Source organism: Variovorax boronicumulans NBRC 103145, assembly GCF_001591345.1.
Taxonomy (GTDB): domain Bacteria; phylum Pseudomonadota; class Gammaproteobacteria; order Burkholderiales; family Burkholderiaceae_C; genus Variovorax; species Variovorax boronicumulans.
Map to the genome: position 1 here is coordinate 1 of NZ_BCUS01000129.1, position 17,142 is coordinate 17,142.

Annotated in this window: 15 protein-coding genes and 1 pseudogene; 5 read left to right on the forward strand and 11 right to left on the reverse strand. The window is 66.4% G+C overall.

Annotated features, from left to right (window positions below; genetic code table 11):
* Positions 1–2,071 (forward strand): xanthine dehydrogenase family protein molybdopterin-binding subunit (locus VBO01S_RS26525; RefSeq protein ID WP_062481015.1); only part of this gene is annotated, 2,071 nt, incomplete at its 5' end.
* An 11-nt stretch (positions 2,072–2,082) separates the two neighbouring features.
* Positions 2,083–2,541, forward strand: coding sequence for a (2Fe-2S)-binding protein (locus VBO01S_RS26530; protein ID WP_056572291.1), 459 nt, complete (start codon positions 2,083–2,085; stop codon positions 2,539–2,541).
* Between the two features lie 64 nt (positions 2,542–2,605).
* Here the strand turns inward: VBO01S_RS26530 and VBO01S_RS26535 are convergent, their stop codons facing one another.
* From VBO01S_RS26535 to VBO01S_RS26570, 8 genes are all read right to left on the reverse strand, one after another.
* Positions 2,606–3,379 (reverse strand): ABC transporter ATP-binding protein, encoded by a 774-nt coding sequence (locus VBO01S_RS26535; protein WP_172438340.1) that lies wholly within the window; start codon positions 3,377–3,379, stop codon positions 2,606–2,608.
* 1 nt (position 3,380) lies between these two features.
* Positions 3,381–4,154 (reverse strand): ABC transporter ATP-binding protein, encoded by a 774-nt coding sequence (locus VBO01S_RS26540; RefSeq protein WP_056572293.1) that lies wholly within the window; start codon positions 4,152–4,154, stop codon positions 3,381–3,383.
* A gap of 17 nt (positions 4,155–4,171) precedes the next feature.
* On the reverse strand, positions 4,172–5,380 hold the full coding sequence (locus VBO01S_RS26545) for a branched-chain amino acid ABC transporter permease (protein ID WP_062481017.1): 1,209 nt from the start codon (positions 5,378–5,380) through the stop codon (positions 4,172–4,174).
* Between the two features lie 13 nt (positions 5,381–5,393).
* Entirely contained in the window at positions 5,394–6,323 is a 930-nt protein-coding gene (locus VBO01S_RS26550) for a branched-chain amino acid ABC transporter permease (protein WP_062481019.1), read from the reverse strand.
* A 228-nt stretch (positions 6,324–6,551) separates the two neighbouring features.
* Positions 6,552–7,844 (reverse strand): replication-associated recombination protein A, encoded by a 1,293-nt coding sequence (locus tag VBO01S_RS26555; RefSeq protein WP_062481021.1) that lies wholly within the window; start codon positions 7,842–7,844, stop codon positions 6,552–6,554.
* 25 nt (positions 7,845–7,869) lie between these two features.
* Positions 7,870–8,511, reverse strand: a complete 642-nt coding sequence (gene lolA, locus VBO01S_RS26560; protein WP_062481023.1) for an outer membrane lipoprotein periplasmic chaperone LolA — start codon at positions 8,509–8,511, stop codon at positions 7,870–7,872.
* Positions 8,512–8,695: 184 nt separating this feature from the next.
* Positions 8,696–11,146 (reverse strand): DNA translocase FtsK, encoded by a 2,451-nt coding sequence (locus VBO01S_RS26565; protein ID WP_062481035.1) that lies wholly within the window; start codon positions 11,144–11,146, stop codon positions 8,696–8,698.
* A 95-nt stretch (positions 11,147–11,241) separates the two neighbouring features.
* Positions 11,242–11,916 (reverse strand): Crp/Fnr family transcriptional regulator, encoded by a 675-nt coding sequence (locus VBO01S_RS26570; RefSeq protein ID WP_062481025.1) that lies wholly within the window; start codon positions 11,914–11,916, stop codon positions 11,242–11,244.
* A 180-nt stretch (positions 11,917–12,096) separates the two neighbouring features.
* Between VBO01S_RS26570 and trxB the strand changes: the two genes are divergently transcribed.
* The 3 genes from trxB (at position 12,097) to rpmG (ending at position 13,715) form a co-directional block, all read left to right on the forward strand.
* Complete coding sequence (gene trxB / locus VBO01S_RS26575; RefSeq protein ID WP_062481027.1) at positions 12,097–13,047, forward strand: thioredoxin-disulfide reductase; 951 nt, start codon at positions 12,097–12,099, stop codon at positions 13,045–13,047.
* A gap of 249 nt (positions 13,048–13,296) precedes the next feature.
* Positions 13,297–13,530 (forward strand): 50S ribosomal protein L28, encoded by a 234-nt coding sequence (gene rpmB / locus VBO01S_RS26580; RefSeq protein WP_007830293.1) that lies wholly within the window; start codon positions 13,297–13,299, stop codon positions 13,528–13,530.
* A gap of 11 nt (positions 13,531–13,541) precedes the next feature.
* Positions 13,542–13,715 (forward strand): 50S ribosomal protein L33, encoded by a 174-nt coding sequence (rpmG, locus tag VBO01S_RS26585; protein WP_007830291.1) that lies wholly within the window; start codon positions 13,542–13,544, stop codon positions 13,713–13,715.
* 167 nt (positions 13,716–13,882) lie between these two features.
* On the opposite strand, the gene VBO01S_RS26590 is transcribed toward rpmG, so the two are convergent.
* From VBO01S_RS26590 to VBO01S_RS26600, 3 genes and pseudogenes are all read right to left on the reverse strand, one after another.
* Positions 13,883–15,097 (reverse strand): DesA family fatty acid desaturase, encoded by a 1,215-nt coding sequence (locus tag VBO01S_RS26590; RefSeq protein ID WP_062481029.1) that lies wholly within the window; start codon positions 15,095–15,097, stop codon positions 13,883–13,885.
* Between the two features lie 132 nt (positions 15,098–15,229).
* Positions 15,230–16,501 carry an RsmB/NOP family class I SAM-dependent RNA methyltransferase gene (locus VBO01S_RS26595; protein WP_062481031.1) on the reverse strand — a complete coding sequence of 424 codons (1,272 nt, stop codon included), beginning with the start codon at positions 16,499–16,501 and terminating at the stop codon, positions 15,230–15,232.
* A 43-nt stretch (positions 16,502–16,544) separates the two neighbouring features.
* Positions 16,545–17,142: pseudogene (locus VBO01S_RS26600) on the reverse strand (peptidase M48); the annotation flags it as partial.

A 17,142-nucleotide genomic window follows, 5' to 3' on the forward strand; every position in this document is an offset into this window, starting at 1 on the left:
CATCGCGGGGCTCGGCGCCCTCACGGCGCCCGCCTCCGCGGTGGCCGCGCTGCTGCCCATGACCCCGCCCGACACCACCGACCTGATCGACATCGGCGACGCGGTCACGCTCACGTCGCTGCCGACCATGCCGCTCGTGAAGGTGACGAACACCGGCGACGGCCGCGTGCGCCTGGCGCTGCCGCGCCTCGAAGTGGGCCAGGGCATCGCCACGGCCAGCGCCATGATGCTGGCCGACAAGCTGCGCCTGCCGTTGAGCGCGATCGAAGTCACGTCGGCCGACGCGAGCCCCGAGCTGATCTGGAACCAGCTCACGGGCGGCTCGTCGAGCGTGCGCTCGATGCACGCCGGCATGCCGGTGCTGGGCGGCCTCGGCGGCCTGCTCTCAGGCTCGACGCCTTCGGTGGTCGGCCAGCGCGTGACGCGGCTCGACGCGCTGGACATCGTCACCGGGCGCAAGAAGTTCACGCTCGACCAGGCGGTGCCCAATGCCAAGCCGACGATGGTGCGGCGCCCGCCGACCATCAACGGCAAGTTCGTCGGCATCAACAACCTGAACACGGTGATGGGCATGCCGGGCGTGATCGGCGTGGTGCCGATCCCCGCCACCAACGGCATCACGCCGACGCCGCCGGGCGTGGCAGTGATGGCCGAGACCTTCGGCCAGGCCTGGGCCGCGGTGAACGCGCTCGACGTGACCTGGGCCGCCGGCCCGCTCGACGGCGAGTCGAACGCCACCATCATGCGCAAGCTGAAGTCGTCGCTGCTGCCCTTCGCGCTGCCGCCGCTGGGCGCGCTGACGGTCGAGGCCGAGTTCGAGTTCGCGCCGGCCGCGCACTGTCCGATGGAAGTCGAATGCGCGATTGCCGACGTGCGGCCCGACCGCGCCGAGATCTGGGCCGGGCTGCAAAGTCCCATCGTCACCCAGCAGGCGGTGGCCGCCGAGCTGGGCCTGCCGCTGAACAAGGTCGTCGTGCATGCGGTGCCCTCGGGCGGCTCCTTCGGGCGGCGCCTGTTCTGGGACCCGGTGCTGCAGGCGATCCAGGTGTCGAAGGCGCTGGGGCGCCCCTGCCGCCTGATGTACCACCGCACCGACGACATGCGCCACACGCGCATCCGCCCGCCGATCTACCAGAAGGCGCGCGCCACGATGCTGCTGGGCCAGGTGATCGCCTTCGAGCAGCGCATCGCCAGCGTGCGCCTGGACACGCGCCACGGCTTCGGCAACATGCTCGAGGCCGCCGCCATCGCGCTGCCCAACGCCTTCCCGCAGACGGTGGGCAACTTCGCGATCGAGCAGGTGATGTTCAAGACCATGGTGACCTCGCCCTACAACTTCGGCGTCACGACCAAGCTGCTGACGCCCGTGCCGATGGACATGAACACCTGCTCCTACCGCTCGGTGCACATCCAGCCCGCGCGGCTGGTGGAAGAGATCCTGGTCGACGAGATGGCCCGCGCGGCGCGCAAGGACCCGGTCGCCTTCAGGCTCGAGTACCTGCGCCTGCCGCGCGCCCGTGCGGTGCTGAAGGCGGTGGCGGAGGCCGCGCAATGGGGCAAGGCGATGCCGGCGGGCTTTGCGCAAGGCGTGGGCGTGCACCAGGAGTCGAAGTCCTTCACGGCCTGCATCGTCGAGATCGACGCGCGCGTGCCGGCGCAGGCCCGCGTGGTGCGCGCGACCATCGCCATCGATGTCGGCACGCCGATCAACCCCTCGGGCATCGAGGCGCAGCTGCAGGGCGGCCTGTGCGAATCGATCGCGCTGGTGCTGTCGGCGGGGCTGCACATCCAGAACGGCCTGCCGCTGGAAGGCAGTTACTCGCAGTACCACTTCTCGCGCATGAAGCACTACCCGAAGGACGTGAAGATCATCATCCTGCCGGCCAATGGCGAGGCCATCGGCGGGCTGGGCGAGGTCGGCCTGTCGGCGAGCTCGGGTGCGATCGCCAACGCCTATGGGCGCGCCACCGGCATCAAGCCGCGCAGCTTCCCGCTGAACTTTCCGGTCGACTTCACGCCGATCCCGCCGGGCAAGCTGCCCACGCCCGTCAACGTTCCGATCCCCGCCTGAGGAGACCCACCATGCCTGTGCAATCTTTCAAGGTGAACGGCCAGAACGTCGACGTCGAGGCGCCCGACGACCTGGCGCTGCTGTGGGTGCTGCGTGACAAGCTCGGCATCACCGGCCCGAAGTACGGCTGCGGCATCAACGTGTGCAAGGCCTGCACCTGCCACGTCGACGGCAAGGCCGTGACGACCTGCTCGGTGCGCGTGTCCGACGTGCGCGGGCGCCAGGTGACGACCATCGAGGGCCTGGCCAACGGCAACACGCTGCACCCGGTGCAGCAGGCCTGGATGAACCTGGACGTGCCGCAGTGCGGCTTCTGCCAGCCGGGCCAGATCATGGCCGCGGTCGACCTGCTGCGCCGCACCCGCACCCCGACGGACGCCGACATCGACGCCATCGAGAACGTGTGCCGCTGCGGCACCTACGGGCGCATCCGCGAGGCGATCAAGGCCGCCGCCGCGATGATGGGATAGGACCAGACGAAAAAACGGCCAGCCACCGCGCTCTGCGGTGCTGGCCGGTTGGCGCTTGCGGCGCTTACTCGCCGAGGTAGGCGGCGCGCACGCGCGGGTCGCGCAGCAGTTCCTTGGCGTCGCCGTTCATCGTGATGAGGCCCGACTCCATGACGTAGCCACGGTCGGCCAGTTGCAGCGCGCGGTTGGCGTTCTGCTCGACCAGCAGGATCGTGACGCCTTGCGAGGCCACGGTCTGCACCACCTCGAAGATCTTGTCGCACATGATCGGCGACAGGCCCATGGTGGGCTCGTCGAGCAGCAGCACCTTCGGACGCGCCATGAGTGCGCGGCCCATGGCCAGCATCTGCTGTTCGCCGCCCGACATCGTGCCGGCCAGCTGGTCCTTGCGCTCGCGCAGGCGCGGGAAGGTCACGAACACGCGCTCCATGTCGCTGGCGATCTCGGCCTTGTCGTTGCGGATGTAGGCGCCGATCTGCAGGTTCTCGGTGATCGTCATGCGCGTGAACACGCCGCGGCCCTCGGGCACCATCACGAGGCCCTCGCCCACCAGGTCCCAGGCGCCGCGGCCCTTGATGCTGCGGCCCAGGAACTCGATGTCGCCCGCGCCGGCCGGCAGCGTGCCGGTGATGGCCTTCATGGTGGTGGTCTTGCCGGCGCCGTTGGAGCCGATGAGCGAGACCAGCTCGCCCTCGAACACGTCGAAGTCCACGCCCTTCACGGCCTGGATGCCGCCGTAGCCCACCTTCAGGCCGCGGACCTTGAGCAGGTTCTTGCCTGCGGCCTTGGCGGCGGCCGGTGCCGTCGCGGTTGCCATCGTTGCTTCTGCGGTGCTCATCTCAATGTCCTCCGGTGCCGAGGTAGGCCTCGATCACCTTTTCGTTCTTCTGTACCTCGACCGGGTTGCCCTCGGCAATCTGCTTGCCGTAGTCGAGCACGGTGACGCGGTCGCACAGGCCCATGATGAGCTTCACGTCGTGTTCGATGATCAGGATCGTGCGGTTGTCCTTGCGGATGCGGTCGATGAGTTCGCGCAGCAGGACCTTCTCGGTCGAGTTCATGCCTGCGGCCGGTTCGTCCAGCGCGATGAGCTGGGGGTCGGTGGCCAGTGCGCGCGCGATCTCGAGGCGGCGCTGGTCGCCGTAGCTCAGCGTGCGCGCCTTGTAGTCGGCGAACTTGCCGATGCCCACGTAGTCGAGCAGCTCCTGCGCCCGCTTGGCGATGGCCGCTTCTTCGGCCTTGAAGCCCTTGGTGCGCAGCATGGCGCCGAACACGCCGGAATGCGTGCGGATGTGGCGCCCGACCATCACGTTCTCCAGCGCCGTCATTTCGGCGAAGAGGCGGATGTTCTGGAAGGTGCGCGCAATGCCGGCCTTGGCCACTTCGTGCACGGCCGTCGGCTGGTAGGGCTTGCCGGCCAGTTCGAAGGTGCCGCTGTCGGGCGTGTACAGCCCGGTGATCACGTTGAAGAAGGTCGTCTTGCCGGCGCCGTTGGGCCCGATCAGGCCGTAGACCTGGCCGCGCTTGATGGTGATGCCCACGTCCGAGAGGGCCTGCAGCCCGCCGAAGCGCTTGGAGATGCCGCGAACGTCGAGGATGGTGTCTGTCGTCATGTCTGTGTGTCCTTGGCTCACGGATTGATGGACATGGGACGCGATGCCGCACCCGGCACTTCGTCAGCGGGGCTGTCGATGCCCGGTGCATGGGTCTGCAGCGTGCCGGGCGCCACGGCCGCATGGGTCGGGTCGACGGGCGCGCCGTTCTTCTTGGTCAGCGTCTTGCCGTGTTCGGGCGATGGCCACAGGCCGCGCGGGCGCATCAGCATGATGACGATCATGGCCAGCGCGATGAACAGCTGGCGCAGGATGGACGCGTCAAGGCGGCCGTCGGTCATCGCCTGCAGCGGGCCGGCCACGTAGCGCAGCACTTCGGGCAGCGCGGCCAGCAGCACGGCGCCCAGGATGACGCCGGGCAGGTGCCCAAGGCCGCCCAGCACGACCATGGCGACGATCATCACCGACTCCATCAGGCTGAAGGACTCGGGCGACACGAAGCCCTGGAAGGCTGCGAACATCGCGCCCGACACGCCGCCGAAACTGGCGCCCATGCCGAAGGCCAGCAGCTTCATGTTGCGGGTGTTGATGCCCATCGCCTTGGCAGCGATTTCATCTTCGCGGATGGCCATCCAGGCGCGGCCGATGCGCGAGATCTGCAGGCGGTGCGAAATGATGATCGTGGCCACCACGAGCGCCAGGAACAGGTAGTAGTACAGCGTGACCGAGGAGATCGTGAAGCCGTCGAACTTCCACGCCTTGCCGAGGTCCAGGCCCCAGAACTTGATGGAGTCGATCGCCGTGATGCCCTTCGGCCCGTTGGTGATGTTGATCGGCTGGTCCAGGTTGTTCAGGAACACCCGGATGATTTCACCGAAGCCGAGCGTGACGATCGCGAGGTAGTCGCCGCGCAGCTTCAGCGTGGGCGCCCCCAGCATCGCGCCGAGCACGCCGGCCACCACCAGCGCGAGCGGAACCACGATCAAGAGCGAGGTGTGCAGCCCGTTCGGGAACATCGCCTTGAACCACGGAAAGGTGTCCGAGAGGTGCGACGAACCCATCAGCGCGTAGAGGTACGCGCCGACCGCAAAGAAGGCCACATAGCCCAGGTCGAGCAGGCCGGCATAGCCGACCACGATGTTCAGGCCGAGCGCGAGCATCACGTAGAGCAATGCGATGTCGGCGATGCGCACCCAGGCGTTGCCCTGGGTCTGCAACAGGATGGGCAGCGCCAGCACGGCGACCACGCCGAGGATGTAGAGCGCGAGGTTCTTGCTGTTCTTCATGGTGTGCTGCTCCTCAGGCCCGGTCCGCCACGCGCTCGCCGAGCAGACCCGAAGGCCGCAGCGTGAGCATCACGATCAGCACGATGAAAGCGAAGATGTCGCTGTAGTTGCTGCCCAGCACGCCACCCGTGAGGGTGCCGATGTAGCCGGAGCCGATGGCCTCGATGAGGCCGAGCAGAATGCCGCCGACCACCGCGCCGGCCAGGTTGCCAATGCCGCCGAACACGGCCGCGGTGAAGGCCTTGAGGCCGGGCAGGAAGCCCATCGCGTGTTGCGCGATGCCGTAGTTGGAGGCGTACATCACGCCGGCGATGGCCGCGAGCACGGCGCCGATGATGAAGGTGGCCGAGATGACCATGTCGGGCCGGATGCCCATGAGCGCCGCGACGCGCGGGTTCTCGGCGGTGGCGCGCATCGCGCGGCCGAGCTTGGTGTAGTTGACCAGCCACATCAGGATCACGAGCGAGAACGCCGTGACGCTGAGGATCATGACCTGCGTCGGAGAGATCACGGCGCCGCCCACGTGGATGGGGTCGGTCGGCAACAGGTTGGGATACGCCTTGTTGGTCGGCTTCCAGATGATCATGGCCAGCGTCTGCAGCAGGATCGACACGCCGATGGCGGTGATGAGCGGTGCGAGCTTGGGGCTGTTGCGCAGCGGCCGGTAGGCCACTTTCTCGATCACGAAGTTGAGGCTTGCCGCGACGACGCAGGCAATGATCAGCGCAACGAAGAGGATCAGCCAGCCCGGTGTGTTGGGCATTCCGTCCTTCATGAGCCCGATGATGGTCCAGCTTGTGAGCGCCCCCACCATCAGCACTTCACCGTGCGCAAAATTGATCAGATTGATGATGCCGTACACCATGGTGTAGCCCAAGGCTATCAAGGCATACATGCTGCCGAGAACCAGACCGTTGATGATCTGCTGCAGCAATATTTCCATAACGCGATTCCCTATGTGTTGCACCTTGCGGGTGCCATTCACCTACCGAGGCACCGGTTTGGCGCCACTGGCTTGACAAGCAAAAAACCAGCCAACATGTGTCGCCGGCAGATTTGGTGGGCGGGATTGTAGACACGCCCCGGCGCTGTTTTGGGGCGGGATGACCGGGGTTTACCCGCTCACTTCATGCTGTATGCGCGTGAAGTCATGCAGATGCGCAAACCTGTATCAGCGATCTGAATTTGTGTTGAGGCGACGCAGTTCGCGCAGCTTTTCCGCGATACGGATTTCGAGTCCACGCTCGACCGGTTCGTAGAACACCTGGCCTTCCAGGCCCTCGGGCAGGTAGCGCTCGCCGGCGGCGAAACCGCCCTCCTCGTCGTGCGCGTAGCGGTACCCCTTGCCGTAGTCGAGCTCCTTCATGAGCTTGGTCGGCGCATTGCGCAGGTGCATCGGCACCGGGCGCGTGCTGTCTTTCTTCACCAGCGCGCGCACCGCGTTGTAGGCCTTGTAGACCGCGTTCGACTTGGGCGCGATGGCCAGGTAGACCACGCATTCGGCCAGTGCCAGCTCGCCTTCGGGGGTACCCAGGCGCTCGTAGACCTCGGCCGCATCGAGCGCCAGGCGCAGCGCGCGCGGGTCGGCCAGGCCGATGTCTTCGCTGGCCATGCGCACGAGGCGGCGCGCCATGTAGCGCGGGTCGGCGCCGCCGTCGAGCATGCGCACGAACCAGTAGAGTGCGGCGTCGGGGTCGCTGCCGCGCACCGATTTGTGCAGCGCGCTGATGGTGTCGTAGAACTGCTCGCCGCCCTTGTCGTAGCGGCGCATGCGCTCGCCGAGCACGCGCAGCAGCCACTCGTCGGTGATGTTCGTGAGCTTCTCGGCGCCGGCCGCGACCGCCAGCGTCTCCAGCGTGTTGAGCAGGCGGCGCGCATCGCCGTCCGCGTAGGCGACGAGGCGGTCGATGGCCGCCTCGTCGATGGCCGGAACCGCCTGGATCGATTGCGCCTTGGCAACGATCTGCTTCAGGTCGCCTTCGTTGAGCGACTGCAGCACGTACACCGCCGCCCGCGACAGCAAGGCCGAATTGACTTCGAACGACGGGTTCTCGGTGGTCGCGCCGATGAACGTGAACAGGCCCGACTCGACGTGCGGCAGGAACGCGTCCTGCTGGCTCTTGTTGAAGCGGTGCACCTCGTCGACGAAGACGATGGTGCGCTGCTGCGTGAGCCCGTCGCGCGCGGCCGTGGCCTGCTCGACCGCCTCGCGGATGTCCTTCACGCCGCCCAGCACCGCGCTGATGCTCAGGAACTGCGCGTCGAAGGCGTCGGCCATGAGCCGCGCGATGGTCGTCTTGCCGGTGCCCGGCGGGCCCCAGAGGATGCAGGAATGCGGCTGGCCCGACTCGAAGGCGATGCGCAGCGACATGCCCGGACCGAGCAGGTGCTGCTGGCCGATCACTTCGCCGAGCGTCTTGGGACGCAGGCGCTCGGCGAGGGGCTGGTGGGTGCGCGGGGCCAAACCGAAACTACCGTCTTGCTGGTGATTACTGCTTGAGCACGTCCGCGCCCGCAGGCGCCTTGAACTCGAAGGTGCTGGCGGGCAAGGCCGGGTTCACCTCGACCTTGCTGAACTTGAGTACCGAGCGCTGGCCGAAGCTGTCCAGGATCTCGAGGGCCGCGAGCGCGTCACCCTGGAAGCCGACCATCACGCTCTGCAGCTGGCCGTCCTTGTTCACCGGCGTGGCCTTGACCCACTGCAGGCCGTCGCGCTCGGGCGCGGCTTCCAGCGCGAAGTCGGCCTGCAGGGCGCGCAGGTCGGCGGCGGAGGCAATCAGCGCCGCGGGCGTCGAACCCAGCGCCTGCGCCTGCGTGCGCTGCGTGACCTGGTTCAGGTCGGCGTCGTAGAGCCACAGCGTCTTGCCGTCGGCCACGATGCTCTGGGCGAAGGGCTTGCGATAGTCGAACTTGAATTTGCCGGGGCGATGGAATTCGAAGGTGCCGGTCGAGGTCTTGACGCGGCCCGGCTGGCCTTCGCGCGGCGGGGCCGTCACGGTCTGGGTGAACTCGGCGCGGCCGGACTTGACGGTCTTCACGAAGGCTTCGAGGCTTTCGAGCCCGTCGGCCCAGGCACTGCCGGCTACCGTGCAGATCAGGCCGGCCAACAGCCAGAGGCGGGTTTTCTTCATGGGAGGTTCCTCGGAAAAACGTTGCTGCGATGCCCATCAACACTACCCGCCGCAGGTGCCGGCTTCTGTAGGCTTTCATGAAGATTTGCAGCAGCGCCGGTGCGCGTTTGCAAATTGCCTCTCAGCACGTAACCAGTCCTGGCGCGGTGGTGATGGGGGTCGTCGTCGATGGTGCGCCGGCGGGTCACTCCGCCTGGCGCGCGGGCACGAGGATCTCGCGCTGGCCGCTGCCGCTCATGGCGCTCACGAGGCCGGCCTTTTCCATGTCCTCGACCAGGCGCGCGGCGCGGTTGTAGCCGATCTTCAGGTGGCGCTGCACCAGCGAGATGCTGGCCTTGCGGTTCTTGAGCACGACCTCGACCGCCTGGTCGTACATCGGGTCTTTTTCGCCGTCGCCGCCGCCGAGCAGGTCGCCGTCACCGTCGCCATCGACCGTGCCGCCTTCGAGCACGCCTTCGATGTAGTCGGGCTCGCCCTGGCTCTTGAGGTAGGCCACCACGCGGTGCACTTCCTCGTCGCTCACGAAGGCACCGTGCACGCGGATCGGCAGGCCCGTGCCGCTGGCCATGTAGAGCATGTCGCCCATGCCCAGCAGCGCCTCGGCGCCCATCTGGTCGAGGATGGTGCGGCTGTCGATCTTGGAGCCCACCGAGAACGCGATGCGCGTGGGGATGTTGGCCTTGATGAGGCCCGTGATCACGTCCACGCTGGGGCGCTGCGTGGCCAGGATCAGGTGGATGCCGGCGGCGCGGGCCTTTTGCGCAAGGCGGGCAATCAGCTCTTCGATCTTCTTGCCGACCACCATCATCAGGTCGGCCAGCTCGTCGATGATGACCACGATGTGCGGCTCGCGCTTCAGCGGTTCCGGATCGTCCGGCGTGAGGCTGAAGGGGTTGTAGATGAACTCTTCCCGCGCCTTGGCTTCGTCGATTTTGGTGTTGTAGCCGGCCAGGTTGCGCACGCCGAGCTTGCTCATGAGCTTGTAGCGGCGCTCCATCTCGGCCACGCACCAGTTCAGGCCGTGCGCCGCCTGGCGCATGTCGGTGACCACGGGCGCCAGCAGGTGCGGGATGCCTTCGTAGACCGACATTTCGAGCATCTTCGGGTCGATCATGAGCAGGCGAACATCGCGTGCCTCGGCCTTGTAGAGCAGCGAAAGAATCATCGCGTTGATACCGACCGACTTGCCCGAGCCGGTGGTACCGGCCACCAGCACGTGCGGCATCTTCGCGAGGTCGGCCACCACGGGGTTGCCGATGATGTCCTTGCCCAGGCCCATCGTGAGCATCGACTTGCCCTCGTTGTAGACCTGCGAGCCCAGGATTTCACTGAGCTTGATCGACTGGCGCTTGGCGTTCGGCAGTTCGAGCGCCATGTAGTTCTTGCCCGGGATGGTCTCGACCACGCGGATCGACACCAGCGAGAGCGAACGCGCCAGGTCCTTGGCGAGGCCGAGGATCTGCGAGCCCTTGACGCCGGTGGCGGGCTCGATCTCGTAGCGCGTGATGACGGGGCCGGGCGAGGCGAGCACCACGCGCACCTCGACGCCGAAGTCCTTGAGCTTCTTCTCGATCATGCGCGAGGTCATCTCGAGCGTGTCGGAGGACACCGTTTCCTGGCGCACCAGCGCGGCGTCGAGCAGGTCGACCTGCGGCAGCTTGCTGTCGGGCAGTTCCTTGAAGAGCGGCTTCTGGCGCTCCTTGACGACGCGGTCGCTGCGGGGGACCTCGGTCATCGCGGGCTCGATCTGCACGGGCGGCGATGCGGGGCGGCGCTTGGGCGCGACTTCTTCCTCTTCGTCGTCGAAGCTCGGCTCGAGAGGACCGGCGTCGCCGAACGCGGCCTCCTTGCTGGGGCGCATTTTCTTGGCGCGCGGCGCGGGCGCCAGCTCCTCCTCGTCGCCGGCGCGTTCGCGCGCGGCCTGCTTGCCCATGGCAATGTCGGCGGCCATTTCGCGCTTTTCACGGCGCGACTCGAACAGCGAGTACGCACGGGCACCGATGCGCTCGGCGATCAGGCTCCACGAAAAACGGAACACCAGCGCCGAACCGATCACGCCGCCGGCGATGGCGACCAGCGCCGAGCCCGTGAAGCCCAGCCAGCGCACGCTCGCCGGCCCCACGAGGTAGCCCAGGGCGCCACCGCCCGAACCCGGCAGGTGCGATTCGAGCCGGTACAGGCGCGACCATTCGAGCACCGCGCTGGCGCACAGCAGCAGGACCAGGCCGAACCAGAAAGCGAGGCGGCTGCGGTTGAAGCGGCCGCGCGGGGGCTGTTCGACCGCCGGCGTCGGTTCGCCGCCGCGCAGCCAGCCGGCCAGCGACGAGAGCCACGCGCGCAGGCCCGCCGCAAGACACCACCAGACGGAATAGCCGGCAAGGAAGTAGCTGCCATCGGCCAGCCAGGCGCCGATGCGGCCGCCCCAGTTCTTGATCTCACCGCCCGTGCCCGAGGTCGACCAGGCGGCATCGGACGGGGTGAAGCTCAGCATCGCCAGCAGCCAGAACAGAAGGGCTGCGAACCCGGCGATCAAGGTGATTTCGTGGGCGAAGCGCAGGGCGCGCAGGCGCACGGGTTGCCCTTCGGCAGCGGAAGAAGAAGAGGACGATTGAAGCGTATGGAGCGAATAGGTCATGAAAAGCACGGCGCCCGGCCCGAAAAAACGCAGGCCGGCCGCCCCGAACACTACAACAAAAGGCCGTGGACGCCGAAAGCGCCCGGCCTATGGGCTCAGGTCAGCGTCAGGAGCCGGTCCTTGATGATCACCGAGCCGTCTTCCTGGGACTGGACGAAACCGCGCTCTTCCAGGTCCTTCATGACGCGGCTCACCATTTCGCGCGACGCGCCAACCATCTTGGCCAGGTCCTGGCGGGAGATCTTGTCGCGGACCTTGAGGTTGCCCATGCCGTCCTGGCTGGCGAACTCGAGCAGCGCGCGGGCCACGCGGCCGTACACGTCCATCAGCGCCAGCGACTCGATCTTGCGGTCAGCGTGGCGCAGGCGCTGCACCAGGCCGCGCATGATGTTGTAGGCCATCGAGGAGTTCTCGGGCAGGCAGCGCGCGAAGGCGTCGCGGCCCAGCATGAGCACGTCGCACTGGATTTCGGTGCGCACGGTGGCCGAATGCGGCTCGTCGTCGATCAGGCTCATCTCGCCGAGATAGTCGCCGGGGTGCAGCGTTGCCAGGATCACCTCGCGGCCACGGCTGTCGGCGCTCGTGACGCGGGCGCGGCCGGTCAGGATGATGTACAGCGCATCGGATTTCTTGCCCTGCTCCACGACGACCTCGGCGCGTTTGAAGCGCTTCTTGATGATCGCATCCGCAATGCTTGCGGACTGCGAGGCCGTCAACGACGCGAACAATGGAACGCGCCGAAGCAATTCAAGGTTGGACAGCATCGACATTAATCAATCCCTGAAACAGCGCGCGATGTGATCCTGATGCTGAGCCCATGGATTACTACAATCGCGCGCATTGAAAACACCGTGCACCCGGTGTTGAACCGGGCGGTGATACTCCCCACGTATCGCTACCACCCTGAAAATGTACACGCTGCCGCAGCGTCCATCCTAGGTTTTCTACTCATGTCCGCACCCCAACACGCCAAGGTTCTCATTCTGGGCTCCGGCCCGGCCGGCTACACCGCCGCCGTCTACGCCGCACGCGCCAACCTCCAGCCTTTGCTCATCACGGGCATCGCGCAAGGCGGCCAACTCATGACCACCACCGAGGTCGACAACTGGCCGGCCGACGTGCATGGCGTGCAGGGCCCGGAGCTGATGCAACGCTTTCTCGAACACGCCGAACGCTTCAAGACGCAGATCGTGTTCGACCACATCAACAAGGTCGACCTGAGCAAGCGCCCGTTCACGCTCACGGGCGACAGCGGCACCTACACCTGCGACTCGCTGATCATCGCCACGGGCGCGTCGGCCAAGTACCTGGGCCTGGATTCCGAAGAGAAGTTCATGGGCCGCGGCGTCTCCGCCTGCGCGACCTGCGACGGCTTCTTCTACCGTGAGCAAGAGGTCTGCGTGATCGGCGGCGGCAACACGGCCGTCGAAGAGGCGCTGTACCTCTCCAACATTGCAAACAAAGTCACACTCGTGCATCGCCGCGACAAGTTCCGCGCCGAGCCGATCCTGATCGACAAGGTCATGGAGAAGGTGGCCGAAGGCAAGATCGTGCTGAAGCTGCACAACCAGCTCGACGAGGTGCTCGGTGACGGCACGGGCGTGACGGGCATCCGCATCAAGAACACGCAGACCGGCGCGACCGAAGAGATCACGCTCAAGGGCTGCTTCATCGCGATCGGCCACCACCCGAACACCGACATCTTCCAGGGCCAGCTGGAAATGAAGGACAACTACATCCTGACCCGCTCGGGCCTGAAGGGCTTCGCGACGATGACCAGCGTGCCCGGCGTGTTCGCGGCCGGCGACGTGCAGGACAACATCTACCGCCAGGCCATCACGAGCGCTGGCACGGGCTGCATGGCCGCCCTCGACGCGCAGCGCTTCCTTGAGGAGCACTGAGACCTTTCCCTGCGGAACGGGATACCGGCCCGCAGGGCCTGGCTTCCCGCTTCTGCGGCACGGCCAGCCCAGCCGGCCCTGAAAGGGCTATAATCCAAGGCTTTGCCGAAACAGGGCCTACCTCCCACCGGGAGTCGGGTTGCGGCAAATCCGGGGTACCGCCACCCGTTTCTGGCGAGGTCAAGCTGCAAAACACCCTGCAATCGCCACGATTGCGCCGGTGCCAGCTGTTCAAGAAAGAGTGTCCACATGGCACGCGTATGCGACGTAACGGGCAAAGGCCCGATGGTCGGAAACAACGTTTCCCACGCCAACAACAAAACCAAGCGCCGGTTCCTGCCGAACCTGCAATACCGCCGTTTCTGGGTCGAGACCGAAAACCGTTGGGTTCGCCTGCGCGTTTCGAGCGCTGCACTGCGCCTGATCGACAAGAACGGTATCGATGCCGTGCTCGCAGACCTGCGTGCCCGCGGCCAAGCTTAAGGAGCTAAATCATGGCAACGAGCAAAGGCGGACGCGAAAAGATCAAGCTGGAATCCACCGCGGGTACCGGCCACTTCTACACGACGAGCAAGAACAAGAAGACGATGCCTGAAAAGATGTCGATCATGAAGTTCGACCCCAAGGCGCGCAAGCACGTCGAATACAAGGAAATCAAGCTGAAGTAATTCGGCCTGTTCTCCCCAAAAAACCCGCTGCTCACCCAGCGGGTTTTTTATTGCCTGTCGTTTTTGTGAAAGCAGAAAAAGGCAGGCACAAAAAAAGCCGACCCGCAGGTCGGCTTCTTCACTGGGCAAGAGCAGCAGCGCGGGAGGCGCCGGCCCTTTGCTCTTCGTCAGGCGCGCGCAGCGCGCAGGCGGGTCGAGAACTCGCGCAGGCCGGCAATGCCGCTGGCTTCCGCACGGTGGCACCAAGCCGCCAGGTCGGCAGCCAGCTGCTCGCGCGATTGCGAGGTGTTCAGCCAGAGCTGACGCAGCTCTTCGCGCATCGTGACCATCTTGTCGAGCACCGGGTGCGCGGCACGGGCCTGCACCAGGTGGGTGCGCGCCGAGGCGGGCACCTTGTCGTCGTCGCGATGCAGCCAGCGCTTGGCCGCCTTGAGCACCGACAGGTCGGCACCCTTGGCCTTCAGCACGTCGATTTCCTCGCTGGTCGCACGGCGCATTTCGCGGGCGTAGCCGGCCATCACTTCGTAGCGGTTGGCAATGACAGCCTCGAGCGTCTTCTCGTTGGCCACGGGCTGGATGTCGCCCATCTGCATCTTCGGCGGCACCTTCTTGACCTTGGCCCAGCCGAGCTTCTGGAACACCTGGATGTAGACCCAGCCGATGTCGAACTCGTACTTCTTGACCGAGAACTTGGCCGAAGTCGGGTAGGTGTGGTGGTTGTTGTGCAGCTCTTCGCCGCCGATGATCAGGCCCCAGGGCAGGATGTTGCGGCTGGCGTCGGACGCCTCGAAGTTGCGGTAGCCCCAGTAGTGGCCGATGCCGTTGATGATGCCGGCGGCGGTGATCGGGATCCAGAGCATCTGGACCGCCCACACGGTCAGGCCGAGCGCGCCGAACAGCGCCAGGTTGATCACCAGCATCAGGCCCACGCCTTGCCAGCTGTAGCGCGTGTACAGGTTGCGTTCGATCCAGTCATCGGGCGTGCCGTGACCGTAGCGCTCCATCGTTTCCTTGTTCTTCGATTCCTTGCGGTACAGCTCGGCGCCGCGCCAGAAGACTTCGTCGATGCCCTTGACCTGCGGGCTGTGCGGGTCGTCGGCGGTTTCGCACTTCGCGTGGTGCTTGCGGTGGATGGCGACCCATTCCTTCGTCACCATGCCGGTGCCGAGCCAGAGCCAGAAACGGAAGAAGTGCGAGGGGATCGGACCGAGGTCCATCGCCTTGTGTGTCTGCGTACGGTGCAGAAAGATCGTGACCGCTGCGATGGTGATGTGCGTGGTGACGAGCGTGTACAGCACGACTTGCCACCAGGCAATGTCCCACAGGCCGTGTCCGAGCCATTGGATGACCGCGTTCAGAACGGCGGAGTCAGGAAGCATCATTGAGTCAGGTACTCCATGGCCACACGAAGGTGCAGCCTTCAGGTAACCCGCGATTTTAGGATGTCAGGGCCAAAACGAGGCCTTTTGTCCTTCTGTCACACCGCAGATTTACCCTAGTTTGGAGCCCCGCGCCTATTTCCGGTTCCACACGGCGGCAAAAAAGCCGTCGGTGGCGTGGCGATGCGGCCACAACCGCAGGTAGCGGCGGCCGTCTTCCCCACCCGCGCAGAGGGTTTCGGCGCCCTCCACCTTGAGCGCCTGGAGCAGTTCCGCGGCATCCATGGGCACGAAATCGGGGTTCGCGGCGGCAAAAGCCTCGGCGATGGCCTCGTTTTCCTCCGGCAGCACGCTGCAGGTGGCGTACACCAGCCGGCCGCCCGACTTCACGAGCCGGGCCGCGCTTTGCAGGATGGCGGTCTGCTTGGCCGTCAATTCGGCCACCGACTTGGCCGATTGCCGCCATTTGAGGTCGGGGTTGCGGCGCAGCGTGCCGAGCCCCGAACAGGGCGCGTCGACCAACACGCGGTCGATCTTGCCGGCCAGGCGCTTGATCCGCTCGTCGCGCTCGTGGGCGATCGCGGCCGGGTGCACGTTCGAGAGCTTGCTGCGCGCCAGCCGCGGCTTGAGCGCGTCCAGGCGATGGGCCGAGGTGTCGAAGGCGTAGAGCCGGCCGGTGTTGCGCATGGTCGCGCCGATGGCCAGGGTCTTGCCGCCCGCGCCGGCGCAGAAATCGACCACCATTTCGCCGCGCTTGGCGTCCAGCAGCAGCGCGAGCAGCTGCGAGCCTTCGTCCTGCACCTCGATGGCGCCGCGCACGAACGCGTCGAGCTTGGTCAGCGCCGGCTTGCCTTCGATGCGCAGCCCCCAGGGCGAGAACGGCGTCACTTCCGATTTGATAGCAGCCTTCGCAAGCTCCGCCTTCACTTCGGCCCGCTTGTCGGTGAATGCATTGACGCGCAGGTCGAGCGGCGCCGGCTGCTGCAGGCTCTCGACCATCGGCCAGAAGCCGTCGCCCAGCTGCGCCTTGAGCGGCGCGACCAGCCATTCGGGCAGGTTGTGACGATGGCGTTCGAGCAGGTCGTCCGGCTGGACGGCGTCGCAGTTGTCGAGCCAGCGCTTCTCGGTGTCGTTGAGCGCGCTCTTCAGAAAGTCGCGCGGGCCGTGAAAGCCCAGGATCGCCATGCGGCGCTCCTTCGAACCGCTGCCCGAAGGCGACAGGTGATCGAACAGCAGCTTCTTGCGAAGCACGGTGTAGACGGTTTCGGCGAGCGTCGCGCGCTCGCGCGGGCCGAACTCGCGGTGGTCGCGGAAAAAGCGCGAAACGACCTGGTCGGCCGGGTGATCGAATTTCAGGACCAGGCCGACCAGATCGGCGGTGGCCTCCAACAGGGCTTTGGGATGCATAGCCCCGATTGTCTCAGCCGGCCGGCCTCGCGGCCGAAACGCCTCAGGCGCCGCGCACCCAGACGGTCCCGAAGGCCTGCCGCTCGATGTCTTCCAGCGTGGGCGAATGCCCCGCCCAGAGCACCAGCGCCGCCCCCGGCAGGGTCAGGGTCTGCTCGAGTTCGCGGCACAGGTGCCAGCGATCCTCGTCGTCGAGCCCCGGCACCTCGACGAACACGATGTACGCCCGCCGCCAGGCGAACTCGCGCAGGTTCTTGCGCACCACCCAGAGCCGCGACACGGGCAGGCAGCGCGCGATGTCGGCGCGCAGTTCGCCCAGCTCGTGGTCGTTCAGGTCGTGGCGCGAAATCTGGCTGAAGAACGGCGTGTCGGTGATCTCTTCCCAGGCGCGCGCCTCGGCCTCCTCCGCCTCCTTGAGCCGCGCGCGCCACAGCTTGAGCCCCTGCTCGTCGTGCGGCCCGGCTTCGGGATCTTCGAGGGAAGCGACGGCGTTCTTCGCCGCCCACCAGCGGCTGGCCACGCCCGACTGGTGCAGCCGCTCGAGCACCGCCAGGCGCTCGGCGCGCTCGCGCACGGGCAGCATCTGGGCCAGTCCGCGCAGCGCGCCCGGGTGGTCCGGCGCGATCCGCAGCGCGCTTTCG